The organism is Flagellimonas onchidii (assembly GCF_004804315.1).
GTDB classification, from domain to species: domain Bacteria; phylum Bacteroidota; class Bacteroidia; order Flavobacteriales; family Flavobacteriaceae; genus Flagellimonas; species Flagellimonas onchidii.
In genome coordinates, this window is record NZ_SRXX01000007.1 from 133,731 (window position 1) to 151,670 (window position 17,940).

The 17,940-nt window shown below is 39.0% G+C and carries 15 protein-coding genes; 10 read left to right on the plus strand and 5 right to left on the minus strand.

From position 1 onward, the window contains the following. The first annotated feature begins 76 nt into the window (after positions 1-76). The 6 genes from E4661_RS09430 (at position 77) to E4661_RS09455 (ending at position 9,680) form a co-directional block, all read left to right on the plus strand. The gene (locus E4661_RS09430; protein WP_136466630.1) at positions 77-886 is read left to right on the plus strand and encodes a glycogen/starch synthase; all 810 of its coding nucleotides are present in this window, start codon (positions 77-79) and stop codon (positions 884-886) included. 5 nt (positions 887-891) lie between these two features. Then, a complete protein-coding gene (locus E4661_RS09435) occupies positions 892-2,718 on the plus strand; it encodes a DUF4270 domain-containing protein (RefSeq protein WP_136466632.1) in 1,827 nt (608 codons plus the stop codon). A 115-nt stretch (positions 2,719-2,833) separates the two neighbouring features. After that, a complete protein-coding gene (glmS, locus tag E4661_RS09440) occupies positions 2,834-4,681 on the plus strand; it encodes a glutamine--fructose-6-phosphate transaminase (isomerizing) (protein ID WP_136466634.1) in 1,848 nt (615 codons plus the stop codon). Positions 4,682-4,891: 210 nt separating this feature from the next. After that, on the plus strand, positions 4,892-7,654 hold the full coding sequence (locus E4661_RS09445; RefSeq protein ID WP_136466636.1) for a TonB-dependent receptor: 2,763 nt from the start codon (positions 4,892-4,894) through the stop codon (positions 7,652-7,654). 165 nt (positions 7,655-7,819) lie between these two features. Then, on the plus strand, positions 7,820-9,328 hold the full coding sequence (gene atpD / locus E4661_RS09450; protein WP_136466638.1) for a F0F1 ATP synthase subunit beta: 1,509 nt from the start codon (positions 7,820-7,822) through the stop codon (positions 9,326-9,328). Between the two features lie 73 nt (positions 9,329-9,401). Further along, entirely contained in the window at positions 9,402-9,680 is a 279-nt protein-coding gene (locus E4661_RS09455; protein WP_136466640.1) for a F0F1 ATP synthase subunit delta/epsilon, read from the plus strand. 96 nt (positions 9,681-9,776) lie between these two features. Here the strand turns inward: E4661_RS09455 and E4661_RS09460 are convergent, their stop codons facing one another. From E4661_RS09460 to E4661_RS09475, 4 genes are all read right to left on the minus strand, one after another. Next, positions 9,777-9,995 carry a helix-turn-helix domain-containing protein gene (locus E4661_RS09460; RefSeq protein WP_136466642.1) on the minus strand — a complete coding sequence of 73 codons (219 nt, stop codon included), beginning with the start codon at positions 9,993-9,995 and terminating at the stop codon, positions 9,777-9,779. A 2-nt stretch (positions 9,996-9,997) separates the two neighbouring features. Then, complete coding sequence (locus tag E4661_RS09465; protein ID WP_136466644.1) at positions 9,998-10,516, minus strand: DUF2975 domain-containing protein; 519 nt, start codon at positions 10,514-10,516, stop codon at positions 9,998-10,000. 67 nt (positions 10,517-10,583) lie between these two features. After that, on the minus strand, positions 10,584-11,111 hold the full coding sequence (locus tag E4661_RS09470) for a GNAT family N-acetyltransferase (protein WP_136466646.1): 528 nt from the start codon (positions 11,109-11,111) through the stop codon (positions 10,584-10,586). Then, positions 11,112-12,908 (minus strand): M61 family metallopeptidase, encoded by a 1,797-nt coding sequence (locus E4661_RS09475; protein ID WP_136466648.1) that lies wholly within the window; start codon positions 12,906-12,908, stop codon positions 11,112-11,114. It abuts the gene before it with no gap. A 62-nt stretch (positions 12,909-12,970) separates the two neighbouring features. On the opposite strand from E4661_RS09475, the gene E4661_RS09480 reads away from it, so the two are divergent. The 3 genes from E4661_RS09480 to bioD are packed head-to-tail and all read left to right on the plus strand — an operon-like array spanning position 12,971 to position 15,116. After that, positions 12,971-14,122 carry an aminotransferase class I/II-fold pyridoxal phosphate-dependent enzyme gene (locus E4661_RS09480; RefSeq protein ID WP_136466650.1) on the plus strand — a complete coding sequence of 384 codons (1,152 nt, stop codon included), beginning with the start codon at positions 12,971-12,973 and terminating at the stop codon, positions 14,120-14,122. Then, complete coding sequence (locus tag E4661_RS09485; protein WP_136466652.1) at positions 14,119-14,502, plus strand: putative signal transducing protein; 384 nt, start codon at positions 14,119-14,121, stop codon at positions 14,500-14,502. The genes E4661_RS09480 and E4661_RS09485 overlap by 4 nt, the downstream gene beginning before the upstream one ends. Beyond that, positions 14,502-15,116 (plus strand): dethiobiotin synthase, encoded by a 615-nt coding sequence (bioD, locus tag E4661_RS09490; protein ID WP_136466654.1) that lies wholly within the window; start codon positions 14,502-14,504, stop codon positions 15,114-15,116. Before E4661_RS09485 ends, bioD begins: the two co-directional genes overlap by 1 nt. Here bioD and E4661_RS09495 read toward each other — a convergent pair. Beyond that, positions 15,108-16,592, minus strand: coding sequence for an ArnT family glycosyltransferase (locus E4661_RS09495; RefSeq protein WP_136466656.1), 1,485 nt, complete (start codon positions 16,590-16,592; stop codon positions 15,108-15,110). The genes bioD and E4661_RS09495 overlap by 9 nt on opposite strands. 79 nt (positions 16,593-16,671) lie before the next feature. Between E4661_RS09495 and bioA the strand changes: the two genes are divergently transcribed. Next, on the plus strand, positions 16,672-17,940 hold the full coding sequence (gene bioA, locus E4661_RS09500; protein ID WP_240751447.1) for an adenosylmethionine--8-amino-7-oxononanoate transaminase: 1,269 nt from the start codon (positions 16,672-16,674) through the stop codon (positions 17,938-17,940).

A 17,940-nucleotide genomic window follows, 5' to 3' on the forward strand; every position in this document is an offset into this window, starting at 1 on the left:
ACTATAAATACTGCTTATCGGCATAATTTTTGTACTTTTGCAGCTACGTTTTTCGGATAAGCAAAAGAAAGTGTTTATGAATGGTAAAAAGATATTGTTTGTATCTTCTGAATTAGTACCCTATCTCCCAGAGAACCCAGTTTCCTTAATGTCATATGAAGCACCCCGAATGGTCAACAGCAATGGGGGCCAGATAAGGATTTTTATGCCAAGGTATGGAAATATTAACGAAAGAAGGCATCAATTACATGAGGTGATTCGTTTATCTGGGATGAACCTGGTTATCAATGATATGGACATGCCATTAATTATTAAGGTTGCTTCCATTCCAAGGGAGAGGATTCAGGTCTATTTTATAGATAACGAAGAATATTTTAAAAGAAAGGCAACTTTTGAGGATGCAGAGGGCAATTTGTTCCCAGATAATGATGAACGGGCTATTTTCTTTGCCAAAGGTGTTGTTGAAACCGTTAAGAAACTTAATTGGTCACCAGATATTATACATGTCCATGGTTGGATGGCATCTTTACTTCCATTGTATTTGCGAAAATATTATGCGGATGAGCCCTTGTTTGCGGATAGTAAAATAGTCACTTCAGTCTATGATAGAGGGTACGAAGGAGAGTTGGATGGAGCCATGATAGATAAAATCGCATTTGACGGTATCGAAAAGGACAGTATTTCTTCACTTTCCCAACCTGACTATAATAATTTGTTAAAAGTTGCTGCCGATTATTCCGATGCCATTATTTTAGCCTCGGAAGAGGTGTCGGAAGACTTGAAAAATCATATTGCAAATCTTTCCAAGCCGGTATTGCCCTATGTGTCTCTTCAAGAGGCCGAGGAAGCATACACAAATTTCTATAAAACAGAGGTTTTAAAATAAATTGCATGAAATTTTCTAGGATTTTAAAAGTTTCAACATTGGTTGGGGCTTTATTTCTGATCGTTACTTCTTGTGAGGAGGAATTAGGGACAATTGGAGAAGGAGTTATCGGAGGAGAGCCTTTTACTACGGGCAAACAAAGCTTTAATGTTTTTGCATATAATAAAGGTATAGAGGCGGTTCAAACCAACAGGTTGCCAATATATCAATTAGGAACTTTCAATGACCCGATTTTTGGACGAAGAAACGCAAGTATTGTTACCCAAGTTGCGTTGTCGACGGCAAATCCACTGTTTGGAGATTTATCACAAGAAACAGAAGATAATGCCGATAATGATGACTTGGCCTCAACTATCAAGGAAAATGAAACGGTAACCAAAGTATACCTTAATATACCATTTCAGTTGCCACCTACTTCACAAAGAGATACCGATGGAGATGGTGTAGAGGACGCATTTGAGCTTAATGAAGAAGCAATAAGTGACCCTAATTCGGATACAGATGGTGATGGCGTTGGAGATAATGATGAACGAATTATCGGCTCCGACCCATTTAATCCAGATGAAGATGGTACTGGTGAAGATTTTGTGGCCAATACTTTTGAAAAGGTATTCGATTTGGACAGTATTTATGGCTTGAATGCGTCTGACTTTACAGGTGAATTATTACAACGGACGGTAAACCTAAAAGTTTTTCGTTCCACTTTCTTTTTAAGGGATTTAGATCCAAACACCAATTTTGAGGAAGCACAGGAATATTTTTCAAATCAGGACTTTTCCAGCTTTGTTTCTAATGAGTTGTTCAATGGGGAAATAACCTTTACCAACAAGGAAGAGATAATCAGGGAATCTACCGTAGATGATCCCGATACTGATGTTGATGAAACACAACAAGTGAAAGAAAGGATACCGCCAGGACTTAGAATTCCCTTGAATATTCCTTTTTTTCAAGAAATTCTGGATAAAGAAGGTCAATCTGAATTATTGAGCGCGGCTAATTTCAACGATTTCTTCAGGGGAATCCAGATATCTGGTGAGGATATGGGAGACCTAATGTTTCTGTTAGATCTTACACAAGCCAACATTACCATAACATATAATTACCAAGATTACAATGCTACGGACTCAGTTGTGGAAACGGTAGAGAGAGATTTTAGACTTAACCTTTTGGTCAATACAAATGGTTTGTTATCAGGGAATGCTGTAAACACTTTTGTTGATGAAGCTTCGGCTGTTCCAAATGTTTTGGATGATGGTGAAAATGCATCCAGGATATACGTAAAAGGAGCCCAAACGTTTACCGAGATTAGACTTTTTGATGAAGCCGAAAATGGAGGTTCAGGTATAATAAACGAAATACGCTCAAACAATTGGATTATCAATGAAGCTAATTTGGTTTTCTATGTCGATCAATCTGCCGGAATTGAAGAAGAGCCGCCACGATTATATCTTTACAATGCAGAAACAAATCGACCAATATTTAACCCTCAAAATGAAAGGTTTGATGTGGATGAGCCACTTGGTCGTTTCTTGGATTTTGATGGCATTCTGGAAAAAGATAATGGAAAAGGGTTAAAATATACTTTCAGAATTACGGATCATATCAACAATATTATTATTCGAGACTCTGTCAATGCTAGACTTGCCCTTACATCAACCTCGAATATTTTGGATCCTAGGGTTTCAGAATCCATTAGCGATGAGGCTCCTAATATTGATGTTCCCATAATGTCTATCGTTAACCCGTTGGGAACTGTGCTCTACGGAAGTACAGAGGATGTCGGCACTGATAGAAAGCTAAAGTTGGAGATTTATTACACTCAGGCCGATTGATAAATTTCATTATTTCTGTCTTTTATAGAGTTTTTCTGCTTTAGAACTTGCGTGATACTATTTATCCCGACTGTAATGCTAAATTTGCATATAACTCAAACAAAAAATTGTTCTTATGTGTGGAATTGTCGGATATATAGGTCATCGTGATGCCTATCCAGTTATAATAAAGGGTCTGCAAAGACTAGAATACAGAGGATATGATAGTGCGGGGATTGTGCTGTTTGATGGAGAGGAAACCCATCTTTCTAAGACAAAAGGTAAAGTAGAAGATTTAAAAAAGAAGTCAAAAGCAACCATTGAAACTCGCGGTAAATTGGGTCTTGGACACACCAGATGGGCTACCCATGGAGTTCCCAACGATTTAAACTCCCACCCACATTATTCGAATTCTGGTGATTTGGTCATCATCCATAATGGAATCATTGAGAATTACGAAGCTATCAAAACAGCCCTTATTGAGCGTGGGTATACCTTTGAATCCGATACAGATACAGAGGTTTTAGTTAACCTAATAGAGGAAGTCAAGAAAAAAGAGGGGGTGAAATTGGGTCAAGCTGTTCAGATTGCATTGAATCAAGTTGTAGGAGCATATGCCATTGCCGTTTTTGACAAAAACAAGCCAGACGAAATAGTAGTGGCCAAATTAGGTAGCCCTTTGGCAATTGGAATTGGTGAAAATGAATATTTCATCGCGTCTGATGCTTCTCCATTTATTGAGTTTACAAACAATGCGGTGTATTTGGAAGATGAAGAAATGGCGATTGTGCGAATTGGAAAGGAAATCAAATTGCGCAAAATAAAAGATGATGCTATAGCTTATCCCAATATTCTTGAACTTCAACTAAACCTTGAAGAAATTGAAAAAGGAGGCTATGATCATTTTATGCTCAAGGAAATCTACGAGCAACCTCGGGCTATAATGGATACTTATAGGGGTCGATTATTAGCGGATCAAGGAATAATTAAAATGGCGGGGATTGATCAAAATCTCGAAAAATTCCTTAATGCGGATAGAATAATCATTGTGGCATGCGGGACATCTTGGCATGCCGGACTGGTGGCGGAATATATCTTTGAAGATTTGGCAAGGATTCCGGTAGAGGTAGAATATGCTTCCGAGTTTAGATACAGAAACCCGGTTATTACAGAAAACGATGTATTGATTGCCATTTCGCAATCAGGAGAAACGGCAGATACTTTGGCGGCCATTAAATTGGCCAAGGAAAAAGGAGCTTTTGTTTTTGGCGTATGTAATGTAGTAGGTTCATCTATTGCAAGAGAAACCCATGCCGGAGCTTATACGCATGCAGGTCCCGAAATTGGAGTTGCCTCTACGAAAGCCTTTACCACCCAAATTACGGTCCTTACCCTTATTGCATTGAAACTGGCGCATGAAAAAGGGGTATTTCCAGAATCCAAGTACCATGAGTATCTGACAGAACTGGAAAGTGTTCCAAACAAAGTGGAGAAGATGCTGGAGTCTAACCAAATTGTAGAGGGTATTTCGGAAATATTTAAAGATTCTTCCAACTGTCTTTATCTTGGACGGGGGTATAACTTTCCAGTGGCCCTTGAGGGTGCTCTTAAACTAAAGGAAATAAGCTACATCCATGCAGAAGGGTATCCCGCTGCAGAAATGAAGCATGGACCAATTGCATTGATTGATGAACAAATGCCCGTGGTTGTAATAGCTACCAAAAAAGGACATTATGAAAAAGTGGTGAGCAATATTCAGGAAATCAAATCCAGAAGTGGTAAGATCATCGCTATAGTTACTGAAGGAGATGTTACCGTAAAAGAGTTGGCCGATCATGTTATTGAAGTTCCGAGCACCTCTGAAAGTCTTTCACCGTTGCTTACAACAATTCCTTTACAATTGTTGTCGTACCACATAGCAGTGATGAGAGGATGTAATGTTGACCAACCTCGAAACCTTGCAAAATCGGTTACTGTGGAGTGACTTACTTAAAATCAAATAATTAAGAAAAAGGCATCGATTTCGATGTCTTTTTTGTTAAAACCATAGTTAAACTGGGGTTTTTTTATCAAAAAATTACTATGCATGCATAATTTTTTTTCAATTTTGTAGAAATCAAATGAAAAAAAATGTATCTTCCGACTCCATAACTTAGCAGGTACTTAAAATCTAACTAACTCAAATTTAAAGCCGATGAGACTATTAATGATTATTTCCTTAATGTTGTTTGGGGTTATCTCTTATGCGCAAACAACGGTACAAGGGAAAGTAGTTGATGAAAACAATGAACCTATACCGGGAGCGAATGTGGTTCTGGTTGGAAAGGCAGAGGGAACCACTACTGATTTTGATGGAAATTTCACTTTTAACACTTCTGAGTTGCCGCCTTTTCAATTACGTGTTACGAGCATCGGATTTTCAGATTTCCTTGCCAATGTAACTTCAAATAATCAAACACTTTCCATTACACTTGCCGAAGCGTCCACTATTTTGGATGAGATTGTGATTTCGGCTTCACGCACACCTGAACGTATTTTTGAATCCCCGGTCTCTGTAGAAAGATTTGGATTGAAAGAAATCAAGAATACTACTGCTGAATCCTTTTACGGAGGATTGCAAAACTTAAAAGGAGTCGATATTAACACGAATAGTTTAACATTTCAATCTATCAATACAAGAGGTTTTGCCACTTTTGCGAACAATAGGTTTTTGCAATTAGTTGATGGAATGGATAACTCAGCACCAGGGCTGAACTTTGTTCTAGGAAATCTAGTGGGTATGTCAGAATTGGAAGTGCAAAGCATAGAGATTCTTCCTGGGGCATCTTCTGCACTTTATGGGGCAGGTGCATTTAACGGAATTTTGTTTATGCAAAGTAAAAGTCCATTTGACTTTCAGGGTATAAGTGCTTATGCCAAAACAGGGATTACATCTCAGGAAGCGGCTGGCGATGACAATTACTATGATTTAGGTATAAGGGTGGCCCATGCATTTAGTGACAAACTTGCGGTGAAAGCGAACCTTTCCTATTTAAAGGGAGAAGACTGGCATGCAGTGAGTACTTTAGATCTTTCCAATTTAGGAGCTGATAGAACTGACCCTAATTACAATGGTCTTAACATTTATGGTGACGAAGTTACTACCCTGTTGAACTTTGATGCTGCGGCGGGATTTCCAACAGGAACAGTAGGTTCGGCCAATGTTTCGCGTACTGGATATGCCGAAAGTGACTTGGTTGATTATGATGCCGAAAGTGTAAAAACTGATTTTTCAGTTTTCTATAGACCCTTTGCTGATGATTTCGAAATTATCTATAATGGACGTGTAGGTCGTGGTAACACAATTTATCAAGGAGCCAACAGATATTCCGTAAAAAACTTTATTCTTCAACAGCACAAAATTGAATTTAGAAACAAGAACTTTTTCTTAAGGGGATATATTACCACGGAAAATTCTGGAGATTCCTATGATACCCGGTTTACGGCCATCAATGTGAACAGAAGATGGAAATCGGATACACAATGGTTTACGGAGTATGCGGGAACCTATATACCAACCTACCTTGGTGGTATTCAACAAGGTGGACTTACTCCCGAACAAGCCTCGGTTGCGGCCCATGCAGCTGCGAGACAAGCGGCGGACACGGGTAGATTGATTCCAGGCACCGCCGCATTCCAAAGTGCATTTAACTCTGTTATCAGTGATGGAGATTTAACAACAGGAGCTAAATTTATAGACAATACCAAGTTTCGCCATGTTAATGGAAACTATAACTTGGCCCATTTGATTGATGATTGGGCCGATTTGCAAATTGGAGGTTCATACAGACAATATGAACTAAATTCTGGCGGAACTATTTTCACAGATTCGGATGGGCCGATTAAATACAATGAATATGGAGCCTATGTCCAACTGCAAAAGAAGTTTATGGATGATCGCTTCAAATTCACAGGCTCTGCACGATATGATAAAAATGAGTTCTTTGATGGGTTTGTTTCTCCGCGTGTGGCTCTTGCCTATACAGCAGGTGAGAATAGGAACCATAACTTTAGAATCTCAGCGCAGCAAGGTTTTAGAAATCCGACTACTCAGGATCTTTTTATTGGCTTAAACGCTGGGTCGGCAATTTTAGTAGGATCTGCCCCAAATAATTTGGATAGGGATGTTAGAACTTTTAATGTAAGTCAAAGTGGTCAAGATTTAATTGGCCAGTCATCTGTAAATGTTGTTGGTCGGGCTGCTTACGAAAATGCGTACTCATTGAGTTCGGTGCTTAGCGGAACACCTGAAGTTGCCAATTCCTCACTAATCAAACCTGAAGAAATAACCACTTTTGAAGCTGGGTATAGAGGTCAAATCGGGAAATTCACAATTGATTTAAGTGGATATTACAATCGATACAAAGACTTTATATCAACGGTTACAGTACTAGTTCCATTTTATGGAACAGCTGGTGATGGTGGACTTTCCCTTTTAGCACTTCAAAATGGTGATAGGCAACCTTACCAAACATACACTAATTCTTCTGCAGACATTGATTCTTGGGGAGGAACCATCGGGGTAGATACTAAGGTTTTTGGAAATTTTGATTTAGGAGTTAATTATACTTATGCAGAGTTGGATTTTGACAAAAATAGGTTTCCAGATTTTGAAACCAATTTCAATACACCAAAGCATAGGGTAAAAGCTTCCTTTGGGAATACAGAGTTGTTTAAAAACTTTGGATTTAATGTAAACTATAGATGGAGCGACAGCTTTTTCTGGGAAGCAACTTTTGCTGATGGTGATGTGCCTTCATTTACGGTTTTGGATGCTCAGATCAATTATGCTGTTCCAAGTATAAAATCAGTTTTTAAAGCTGGAGGGTCAAACCTATTGGGAGATGAATATTTCCAGGCAATAGGAACAGGTAACGTAGGTTCTATCTATTACGTTTCATGGACAATCAACCCTTAGGAATAGGGAAAAGAATATTTGGAAAAAGCATCGAAATTTTCGATGCTTTTTTTGTTGCTAAAAAAACAAATTTTAAGTTTCTTATTACAAACGGAATAGTATATCTTTGCAGCCGGAAAAAAAGCAGTTTTTTCCTCACGTATACAATTAAAAATAAACACAGTAATGTCTAAAGTTACAGGTAAGGTTGCACAGATTATTGGCCCGGTCATCGATGTTGAGTTTGAATCGGGAACTGAAATCCCAAAAATTTACGATTCCCTTGAAATCAACAAAGCTGATGGTTCCAAGTTGGTATTGGAAGTTCAATCACACATTGGTGAGAATACAGTTCGTACCATTTCCATGGATTCTACTGATGGATTAAGTAGAGGAGCTGAAGCCCATGCTACCGGAAATGCAATTCAAATGCCAATTGGGGAGGACGTTTACGGACGACTTTTCAACGTAATTGGAGATGCTATCGATGGTCTTGAAGAATTACCTAAAACTGGAGACAACGGATTGCCAATCCACAGAGAGGCTCCAAAATTTGAGGACCTTTCAACTTCTACTGAGGTTTTGTTTACTGGTATCAAAGTAATCGACTTGATCGAGCCTTACGCTAAAGGTGGTAAAATTGGATTGTTCGGTGGAGCTGGTGTTGGTAAAACTGTATTGATTCAGGAATTGATCAACAACATTGCAAAAGGTCACGGTGGACTTTCAGTATTTGCTGGTGTTGGTGAAAGAACACGTGAAGGAAATGACTTGCTTCGTGAAATGTTGGAGTCCGGTATTATCAAATACGGAGACGATTTCTTGCATTCCATGGAAGAAGGTGGATGGGATTTATCCAAAGTGGATAAGAAAGCTATGAAAGAGTCCAAAGCAACTTTCGTTTTCGGACAGATGAACGAGCCTCCTGGAGCACGTGCACGTGTTGCCCTTTCTGGATTGACAATCGCTGAATATTTCCGTGATGGTGCTGGAGATGGTCAAGGAAAAGATGTACTTTTCTTCGTGGATAACATCTTCCGATTTACGCAAGCTGGTTCCGAGGTATCTGCACTTCTTGGGCGTATGCCTTCAGCAGTAGGTTACCAACCGACTTTGGCCACAGAGATGGGTGCGATGCAGGAAAGAATTACATCTACAAAAAGAGGTTCCATTACATCGGTACAGGCGGTTTACGTTCCTGCGGATGACTTGACGGATCCTGCTCCTGCTACAACATTTGCCCACTTGGATGCAACGACCGTACTTTCACGTAAGATTGCTGAGTTGGGTATTTATCCTGCCGTGGATCCTTTGGATTCAACTTCAAGGATTTTGACTCCAGAAATCTTAGGAAAAGATCATTATGCATGTGCACAACGCGTAAAAGAGTTGTTACAACGTTATAAAGAACTTCAAGATATTATTGCCATCCTTGGTATGGAAGAACTTTCAGAAGAGGATAAATTGGCTGTGGGTAGAGCAAGAAGGGTTCAGCGTTTCTTGTCCCAACCTTTCCATGTTGCAGAACAGTTTACCGGTATCCCTGGGGTATTAGTAGATATTAAGGACACCATCAAAGGATTCAACATGATCATGGACGGTGAATTGGATCACTTGCCAGAATCTGCCTTCAACCTTAAAGGTAGCATCCAAGATGCGATTGAAGCTGGAGAGAAAATGTTGGCTGAAGCTTAATTAGTTTTTGGTTGCTAGTTGATGGTTGTTTGTATGCGCTATCAACGAACAACGAACAACGAACAACATATTTATGTATTTAGAAATTGTATCACCAGAAGCCACTTTGTTCGCAGGAGAAGTAACCTCGGTAACTGTTCCTGGTATTAATGGCGAATTTCAAATGTTGCAAAACCACGCACCTATAGTTTCCTTATTACAAGAAGGAGATGTGAAAGTGCAAGGAGATATCACTATTGAGGAAGATTTTCAGAATAAATTTTCCAAGGGACCAAATGGAGAAACTGTTTTGTCGATTTCTAGTGGCACAATTGAGATGAAGGACAACAAGGTTATCGTATTGGCAGATTAGGCCAATTACAAAATATAACTAAAAAGCCGCGGTCACTGAGCGAAGTCGAAGTGTAAGCGGCTTTTTTAATTGATAATATTGATTTCCCTTGAAATGTCATCCTGAGCTTGTCGAAGGATTATACTCCAAAATATCTGCCGGCTGACAATCCAGTTCTTTGCAGATAGCCTCTAAAGTTGAAAAACGAATTGCCTTGGCCTTTCCCGTTTTAAGAATGGACAGATTAGCCGTGGTAATCCCGATTTTTTCGGCCAGCTCATTGCTCTTCATCTTCCGCTTGGCAAGCATTACATCTAAATTTATAATAATGGGCATAACTAAATTGTTAGATCGTTTTCTTGTTTAGTGATTTTGGCTACTTTAAACACTTCGCTTAAGATGATAAAAAAGAAACCTAACAATAAAGGATAGATAAATGGACTAAGTGTATAATCACTATTTCGGATATTAGTTTGCTGTTCTACGAGATGTTCAAGGATATTTTTGATTATAGAATTTAAAAAGGTGTATGCAATCAATACGTAGCCTATTCTTTTTAAAGTTTGAATGGCAAAATCGGTAAAAAACAGTCTCTTTTTAAATTGATGAATCAATTTTTTGAACAAGAAGAAGCCATAAATGACAAAGGACCAGGTTATAAATGCCATAGGAATAAAGTATGGAATCAAGGAATTTTCAGGTTCCAATTGAATTTCAAATAAGGAGATACGACTTATTTCATTGGTTCCTTTAAAATAGAAGGACATTCCCAAAAAGAAAAAAACAGCAGTTATAATTAGTAAGATGTACCAGATTATATTAGTTATGCGACTAAATAGGTTCAGTTTGTTGTTCATTGGATATCGTTTTATTGTTTAACGATAACAAACATATATAAAATTATTGAAAAACAATAATAAATAATCATAAAACAATTAAAACCCATTCTTTTTCATCAGAATAGTACCGCTTTAACTCCTTAAAACCGATAGCCCTATGTGCCCTAAGTGACCGTTTGTTATGGGCATCAACCTCGGTTATTATGGTGTCAAAACCATTGGGTAATTTTTCCTTCATAGTTTTATAAAGACTTCGGAACAAACCTTTGCCCCGGTGTGATTTGGCAACACAAATCTGTCCCATGACCATATAGTTGCCTTTATCTCTTACCACATTATTGATTTCATGGAACATGGGTTTTAAGACTTTAATACTTTCCGCAAATTTTGGATGCATGCAAAGGGCATAGGCCACTACTTTTTCATCATCCAATGCGATGATATGCCCGCATTCATCATTCATTTCTTTTAGAATGGAAAAGGAATGTTCTACGGTTAAAAAACCTTCCAGTTCCTTTTCTTTGACTGTTAGGTTTTTAGGAAGGTTTTGCTGCTGCAAATCAAGAATTTGCTCAAGATGGTCAATGGTCGATGCTTGGGTATAGCGTATCATCTATTCACTTTTGAGCCATTCCTTTCGAGCCTTTAGCATAGCTGTAGAAGGTTGTTGAGATGTATCCTCCATCAGGTTTATGGTATAATTGGGACTGGGTTCCAAAACCAAACTTGCTGTCTTTTCGTTTCCAAATCGGGAGAAGTTGACCTCAAGGGATTCGCCTTGGTTAGATTGTTTTAAATAATCGGTGAAGTTTTGTCCATCAACAAACGGAACATTGTTGATGTTCAAAATTACGTCACCTTTGGCTAACCCAGCCTTGTAAGCCGGACTGTCTATTTTTGGATTACTACTTATGATTCCTTCTGTACCATCTTCATTGATGGATACGTTGGAACCGAAATATGGGTTAATTCCTCTTTGTACTAAACGAACTCCAACAGATTGGAAAAGAGAGGCATAATCGGGCATTCCACTTTGATAGATAAATGAATTAAAAAAGTTATCTCCAAAGGATTTTCCTGCATATTCATTTAATAGAGTGTGCAAGTTTTCAATAGTATAGGGAATTTCTTTTTTTCCATGTCGTTGCCAAACCAATTTCATATAATCGTCCAGATTCAACCCTTGCTGTCTTAAGGACAGATCCATCGCCAGTCCTAAAACACTACCATAGGAATAATAGGAGATGAAGGTATTCTCCCTATTCACAGGATCTACAGAGGTGGCAGCATCCACAAAAGGAGCTTGATAGCTCATTTCAATTGGATTGAAGAACCTACGAGCAGGAGAAGTCCAAACATAATTGAAAGTGCCCGTTAGGCCTTCTATATATTCTTTTGGAGAAATAAGTCCGGCCCTACATAGAATCAAGTTGGTATAGTAGCTGGTAAAGCCTTCCGCAAACCAAAGGGCCCCACTCATATCGGCAGCTTCAAAATCAAAAGGTTCCAAACTTTTTGGACGAATACGTTCAACATTCCAAGCATGGAAAAACTCATGTGAAACCGTTCCAATATTACCTCTCATGCCCCCATTGGCCAGACTTCGAGTTGTGGTTAAAATTGTAGAATTTCTATGCTCCATGCCATCTCCAGATGCATTAGGGATATAACAGGCCAGAAAAGTATAAGTGCCGTAATCGAAGTCAGGTAGTTCTCCATAGACCTCTTTTTGCTCCAAAACTGTCTTTTTGACCCTTTCAAAATACTCGTTAGCTTCTTCTTCGGTTCCATTATGGTGTAGTGCTAGTTGTATGGTCTGACCATCCACTTCAAAAGATTTTAAGGTGAAATCACTGATTTCGGTTGGACTATCCATAAAATAATACAGGTTCGGAGCCATATGGGTGGTGCCAGTAACCAATGGCAATTGTGTGGCTACCTTCCAATTCAAATCTTCCCGAACATCAAAGTCCACTTCAATTTTCCGATTTCCTAGCTCGGGGACATACATAAAAGTGGCGGGAATATTCAAGTGGGCGTGGGTCTCATCAATTTGAGAGTACGTTCCATCACCTCGATTGGCAAAAAGAATGTAACTTATTTTCACAGTCCCGTCATGACCTGAGACTCCCCATTCATAAGGATTTGGCCTAAACACTTTCAAAGTATTTCCCTGACCATCGGTAGCTTTAAACCCATATACATTTTTGGCAAATTCATGTAGCGCGTACCTGCCCGGGGATGTTCTGCTCATTCGAAATGATATAGTGTCCATGTCCAAATCAGGAAAAGTAGCTTCGATGACAGCTTCATGGTGAACGGCATTTTCAAATGAGATTTTATAGGTGTTTGTTTGACCAAATAAGACCCAAGTGAACATCAGTGTTAAAAAAGTAAATGGGGTTTTCATCTTTCAATGGTTTATTAAGAACGAATATAATGTTTAAGGATAGTAAATACTAAATTTGCTACATGGCGAAACTTCCGAAGAAGCTCGAGCAAAAATTGGAAAAAAGAAGGTCAAACGATGCTTTGAGGGTGTTGACCGATTTCCGTGACCTCATAGATTTTTCTTCCAATGATTATTTGGGGTTAGCTAAAAATCATGATTTGGCTAATGCTACCGCAGAGCTTTTGAGGCAGAAAAAAGTAAATTCCAATGGGTCATCGGGTTCTAGGTTGCTCACTGGTAACCATATTTTGTATAAGGAATTGGAAGTTTTTTTAAAGGACTACCACAATTCGGAAGCTGCTCTTGTCTTCAACTCAGGCTATGATGCCAACGTTGGCTTTTTTTCCAGCGTGCCCCAGCGTGGCGATATTGTTTTTTATGATGAATTGATTCATGCCAGCATTCGTGACGGAATTCAAATGAGTAATGCCAAAAGCTATAAGTTCGTTCACAACGATTTAAATGATTTGTCCGAGGTCATTAATCGGAGCCGAAAAGACCTTGTTGATGGCTCAGAAATCTATGTCATCACAGAATCCGTTTTTTCTATGGATGGGGATACTCCCAATTTGGAAGCATTGGCCAACCTTTGTGCCGAAAACGACTGTCATCTGATTGTTGATGAAGCGCACGCTACCGGAATTTTTGGTGATAAGAGAGATTTAATTTGCGAATTGGAAATTGAAAACAAAGTGTTTGCCCGAATCATCACTTTTGGCAAGGCCCTTGGTAATCATGGAGCAGCTGTTTTATGTAGCAATGCATTGAAAACGTATCTTGTCAATTTTGCACGAAGCTTGATTTACACCACAGCACTTTCTCCTCATTCGGTTGCCTCCATTTTAACCGCATACGGCTATTTGAAAAAGCATGGAGAAAAAGAACGAGCTAAGCTTTTGGCAAATAAGGATTTTTTTGAAAAGCAAATTCGGCTGTTGCAACTTGAAGGAAGTTTTGTGAAAAGTGAGGCTGCAATACATTGCCTCATTGTCCCAGGGAATAAAAAGGTAAAACAACTATCGGAACTTTTGAAAATGGAAGGCTTTAATGTAAAGCCCATACTTTCCCCAACAGTAAAAGAGGGTGAGGAACGACTTCGATTTTGTTTACATTCGTACAATACTAAAGAGGAAATAGCGCGAGCTCTTCAAATTGTTAAATCGCACATATGAGTAAGGATCTTATAACATTGGGAAGCTTTGAATTCTTGGCCGACGTTCAAATCATTAAAGGGAGGTTGGAGGCCGAGGGGATTGAAGTGGTTTTAAAAGATGCTAATACGGTAGGTGTTGAGCCTTTTGCGAGCAACGCATTGGGTGGGATCAAGTTACAGGTGTTCAAATCAGATAAAGAAAGAGCCCAAACTATTTTTAACGAAGTCCGTAATTATGCTGTGGATGAAAATGGAGTTCTAATCAAATGTCCTAATTGTGGTCAAAGCAAATCTGAAGTACACTTTTTGAGAAACACCATTTTTTATAAACTCTTTCCCTTTTTTGAACCTAGAAAGTACCGATGTACAAATTGTAATTTTATTACAAAACCCCAATAATGAGAGTTTTTATTACCGGAATTTCCACAGAAGTGGGTAAAACAATAGCTTCAGCAATAGTTGTCGAAGCACTTGAGACGGATTACTGGAAACCTGTACAAGCAGGGGATTTGGAGCATTCGGATAGTCATAAGGTGGCAGAACTTATTTCTAATACGAAAACAATAATCCATCCAAATAGCTATGCGCTCAATACGCCCATAAGCCCACATGCTGCTGCGGAAATTGACGGAATTACGATCGATTTGGATAAAATTACACCTCCACAAACCGAAAATCACCTCGTTGTCGAGGGGGCTGGTGGATTATTGGTTCCGCTAAACGATACGGACACCATTTTGGATTTGATTAAGCCCGGCGATAAGGTAATCGTGGTTTCGCGGCATTATCTGGGCAGCATCAACCATTCTTTGTTGACCATAGAAAAACTTAAAAAAAGAAACCTTCATGTAGGGATTATTTTTAGCGGTGATGAACATCCAACAACCGAAAGCATCATTTTAAAAAAAACCGGAGCAATCCTTCTGGGTAGAATAAATGAAGAAAGAAATTTTGACAAAACGGTTGTTAAAAAATATGCTGCACAGTTCAAATCTGCACTGGAATCATTCTAACCGTTGATAAATCAAACCTCTATCAATGGTCTTGATTAGAATATAATGATTAGCCAAATAGGAATCAATGTAGGAGTTGAGATTCGTAAGCTTCCTGTCGAAAATCTTTTTTCCTTTGCGGGCCACCACAGTTTGCGGCTGAATCACTTCTAAAATATATTGCAACTCTTCCAATGCTGTTTTTCTAGGGTTTTTCATATAAGGGAAAAGCTCTTCTCTTGTAATGTTACTGGGGTGGGTTGCCGCTATTGTAGGGGGATGTTCACCCAATACCCAATATCCAATATGGTATTCGGTAAAAAAGATGTTTTGAGTATCAATGTCATTTTTAATAATATAATTGGGGACATCAATACCTTCACCATTAAAAAAGGAACCTTTTTCTACTTTATTGGAAATGATGTTGGCGTATTCCAAATAGGCTTCCATGGGAAGTAGAACCAAAATCACTACAAGAATGGTTCTGTATTTTTTTTGAATAGGAGGGAGTTTGCTTACTGCAATTCCAACCAAAATAAGAATAAAAGGATATAACTGAATTAAATAATGTCCGTTCACTTTACCGGCTTGAACAAAGGATAACATTACACCCGCAAATACCATTATCAAAACTTGGACGGGAACTGAACTGTAATTGATCAACTGCTTTTTAAAGGTGATATAAAAGAAGGCAAGTGATACCAGTAAAAAGGGTAAAGTCTTTAAAGGAGAATGGTATTTTGACGTTGAATACGCCAATGGAGCTTCAAAAATGGATTGCCACCAAACCGAGATTTCTCCTTGCAAGTAATACGGTAAAGCTGTCAACAGAATTTGAAAGATAAATGCGATACCCATAACCGCAAGGCGCGGGAAATTGTGCCAGAACTGTCTTTTTATGATGGCTCCCCAAAGCAAATAGATGGCCAAGGCCAAAAGAGGGTAGGCCATATTTAGTTTGGACATTACTGAGAGCCCGAAAAGCATTCCAATAACAAAATACCATCGCTTACTTTCTTTAGAAAGTAAAAAATAAACCGCAGCAGCAAAGAAAAGTGTGCAGATATGTTCGGACATTACTCCTTGCAGACTTCCGAATAAGCTTAAAAAGAAGACGCATAAAACCGCACTCCAAAAAGCAATCTTTTTAGTGGCGGCCCACCTGCCGATTCCATAGGTAAACAAAGCGGTCAATGCCACCAATACAGTTCCAAAAAATCTAATGGCGATAAAACTCTTGCCAAAAACTTTGATAATCACAGCGAAAAACAAAAAAGTAATAGGGGGCTTTAAATCCCAAAGTTGAGTATAGGGCAGATACCCATCTACCCAGGACTGGGCCATGATAATAAAAGTGCTTTCATCCCTATCCACATAATCCCTGAAAAAAAATGGAAATCGCACAAAAAAAGCAATCAGGAACAGGATTAGGAAAACGGTTTTCCAGTTTAAGGCTTGGTAATTTATGTTGAAAAAAGAAGCTGCTTTTTTAGACACGGCAGGGAATAGGTTTTATTCGTTTTATTACCATCTTTGCAAGATAGATAAATTGAAGCGTTTCACTAATCCTGTTATAGTGGAAAAATTATCAGAACGAGATAAAAAACATCTTTGGCATCCTCTAACGCAGCACAAAACGGCGGCGTTGCCTAAAGGAATTGTGAAAGCCAAAGGCGCATTACTTTGGGATGAGGATGGTAATACCTATATCGATGGAATCTCATCTTGGTATACTGCCATGTACGGGCATTGCAATGAACATATAGTTTCTGCTATGTCGGAGCAGATGAAGCAATTGGATTTTGTAATGTTCAGTGGATTCACCCATGAGCCTGCTGTTCGGGTTTCAGAGGAATTGATGAAAATTTTACCCAGCAACCAGGCTAAGATTTTTTTCAACGATAACGGTTCAACGGCAGTTGAAGCGGCTATAAAAATGACACTTCAATATCACTATAACAATGGTGATAAGAGAGATACCATCATAGCCTTTGAAGAAGGATTTCATGGTGATACATTCGGTGCAATGAGCGCTTCAGGGCTTTCGGTCTATAATGGGCCTTTTGAAGATTTTTTGATGAAAGTGGAGCGCATCCCGACGCCAAACAAACAGAATACTGAACAGGTACTTGACCAGTTGGGTGCAATCTTGGCAAATAACAAATGCGCTGCGTTTATTTTTGAACCTTTGGTTCAGGGAGCAGCGGGAATGAAGTTTCATTCGGCCTCTGGATTGGATACCTTAATTCAAAAGTGCCAAGGAGCTGGCACACTCTGTATTGCAGACGAAATCATGACTGGGTTTGGTAAAACGGGCAGAAACTTTGCTTCTGACTATCTAGAGAATAAGCCTGACATCATCTGTTTGAGCAAAGCACTAACGGCAGGAATGTTTCCTCTGAGCATTACCAGTTGCTCACAGAAAGTTTTTGATGCATTTTACAGCGAAGAAATGGCCAAAGGTTTTTTTCATGCACACACATTTAGTGCTCACCCTTTAGGGTGTACGGCAGTACTGGCTGGCCTTGAGCTGTTGTCTTCGGATAAAATCGTGAAACGCAGAGCTTATATTGCTAGAAAGCATGAAGAATTTGTTCTGAAAATTAAGGACAATCCTAAAGTAAAGGATGCACGATGTATGGGGGTTGTGCTTGCTATTGATGTAGAAACCGAAATGGACCGCTATGGCAAATTACGGGATCGCCTCTATAAACATTTTATGGACAAAGGAGTCAACCTTCGTCCTCTGGGCAATACAATTTACACTATTCCTCCCTATGTGATTGAAGATTCACAGTTGCAGCAAATTTATGATTCCATTGAAGGAGCAATTGAAATTGCTTAG

Excerpts from the sequence above, each read along its gene's own strand:
- E4661_RS09470 (WP_136466646.1), bottom strand. The coding sequence starts at position 11,111 with ATGATACGCTATACCCAAGCATCGACCATTGACCATCTTGAGCAAATT.
- E4661_RS09445 (WP_136466636.1), top strand. The coding sequence starts at position 4,892 with ATGAGACTATTAATGATTATTTCCTTAATGTTGTTTGGGGTTATCTCT.
- atpD (WP_136466638.1), top strand. The coding sequence starts at position 7,820 with ATGTCTAAAGTTACAGGTAAGGTTGCACAGATTATTGGCCCGGTCATC.
- E4661_RS09480 (WP_136466650.1), top strand. The coding sequence starts at position 12,971 with ATGGCGAAACTTCCGAAGAAGCTCGAGCAAAAATTGGAAAAAAGAAGG.
- E4661_RS09435 (WP_136466632.1), top strand. The coding sequence starts at position 892 with ATGAAATTTTCTAGGATTTTAAAAGTTTCAACATTGGTTGGGGCTTTA.
- E4661_RS09460 (WP_136466642.1), bottom strand. The coding sequence starts at position 9,995 with ATGCCCATTATTATAAATTTAGATGTAATGCTTGCCAAGCGGAAGATG.
- E4661_RS09430 (WP_136466630.1), top strand. The coding sequence starts at position 77 with ATGAATGGTAAAAAGATATTGTTTGTATCTTCTGAATTAGTACCCTAT.
- E4661_RS09455 (WP_136466640.1), top strand. The coding sequence starts at position 9,402 with ATGTATTTAGAAATTGTATCACCAGAAGCCACTTTGTTCGCAGGAGAA.
- glmS (WP_136466634.1), top strand. The coding sequence starts at position 2,834 with ATGTGTGGAATTGTCGGATATATAGGTCATCGTGATGCCTATCCAGTT.
- E4661_RS09485 (WP_136466652.1), top strand. The coding sequence starts at position 14,119 with ATGAGTAAGGATCTTATAACATTGGGAAGCTTTGAATTCTTGGCCGAC.
- bioD (WP_136466654.1), top strand. The coding sequence starts at position 14,502 with ATGAGAGTTTTTATTACCGGAATTTCCACAGAAGTGGGTAAAACAATA.
- E4661_RS09465 (WP_136466644.1), bottom strand. The coding sequence starts at position 10,516 with ATGAACAACAAACTGAACCTATTTAGTCGCATAACTAATATAATCTGG.
- E4661_RS09475 (WP_136466648.1), bottom strand. The coding sequence starts at position 12,908 with ATGAAAACCCCATTTACTTTTTTAACACTGATGTTCACTTGGGTCTTA.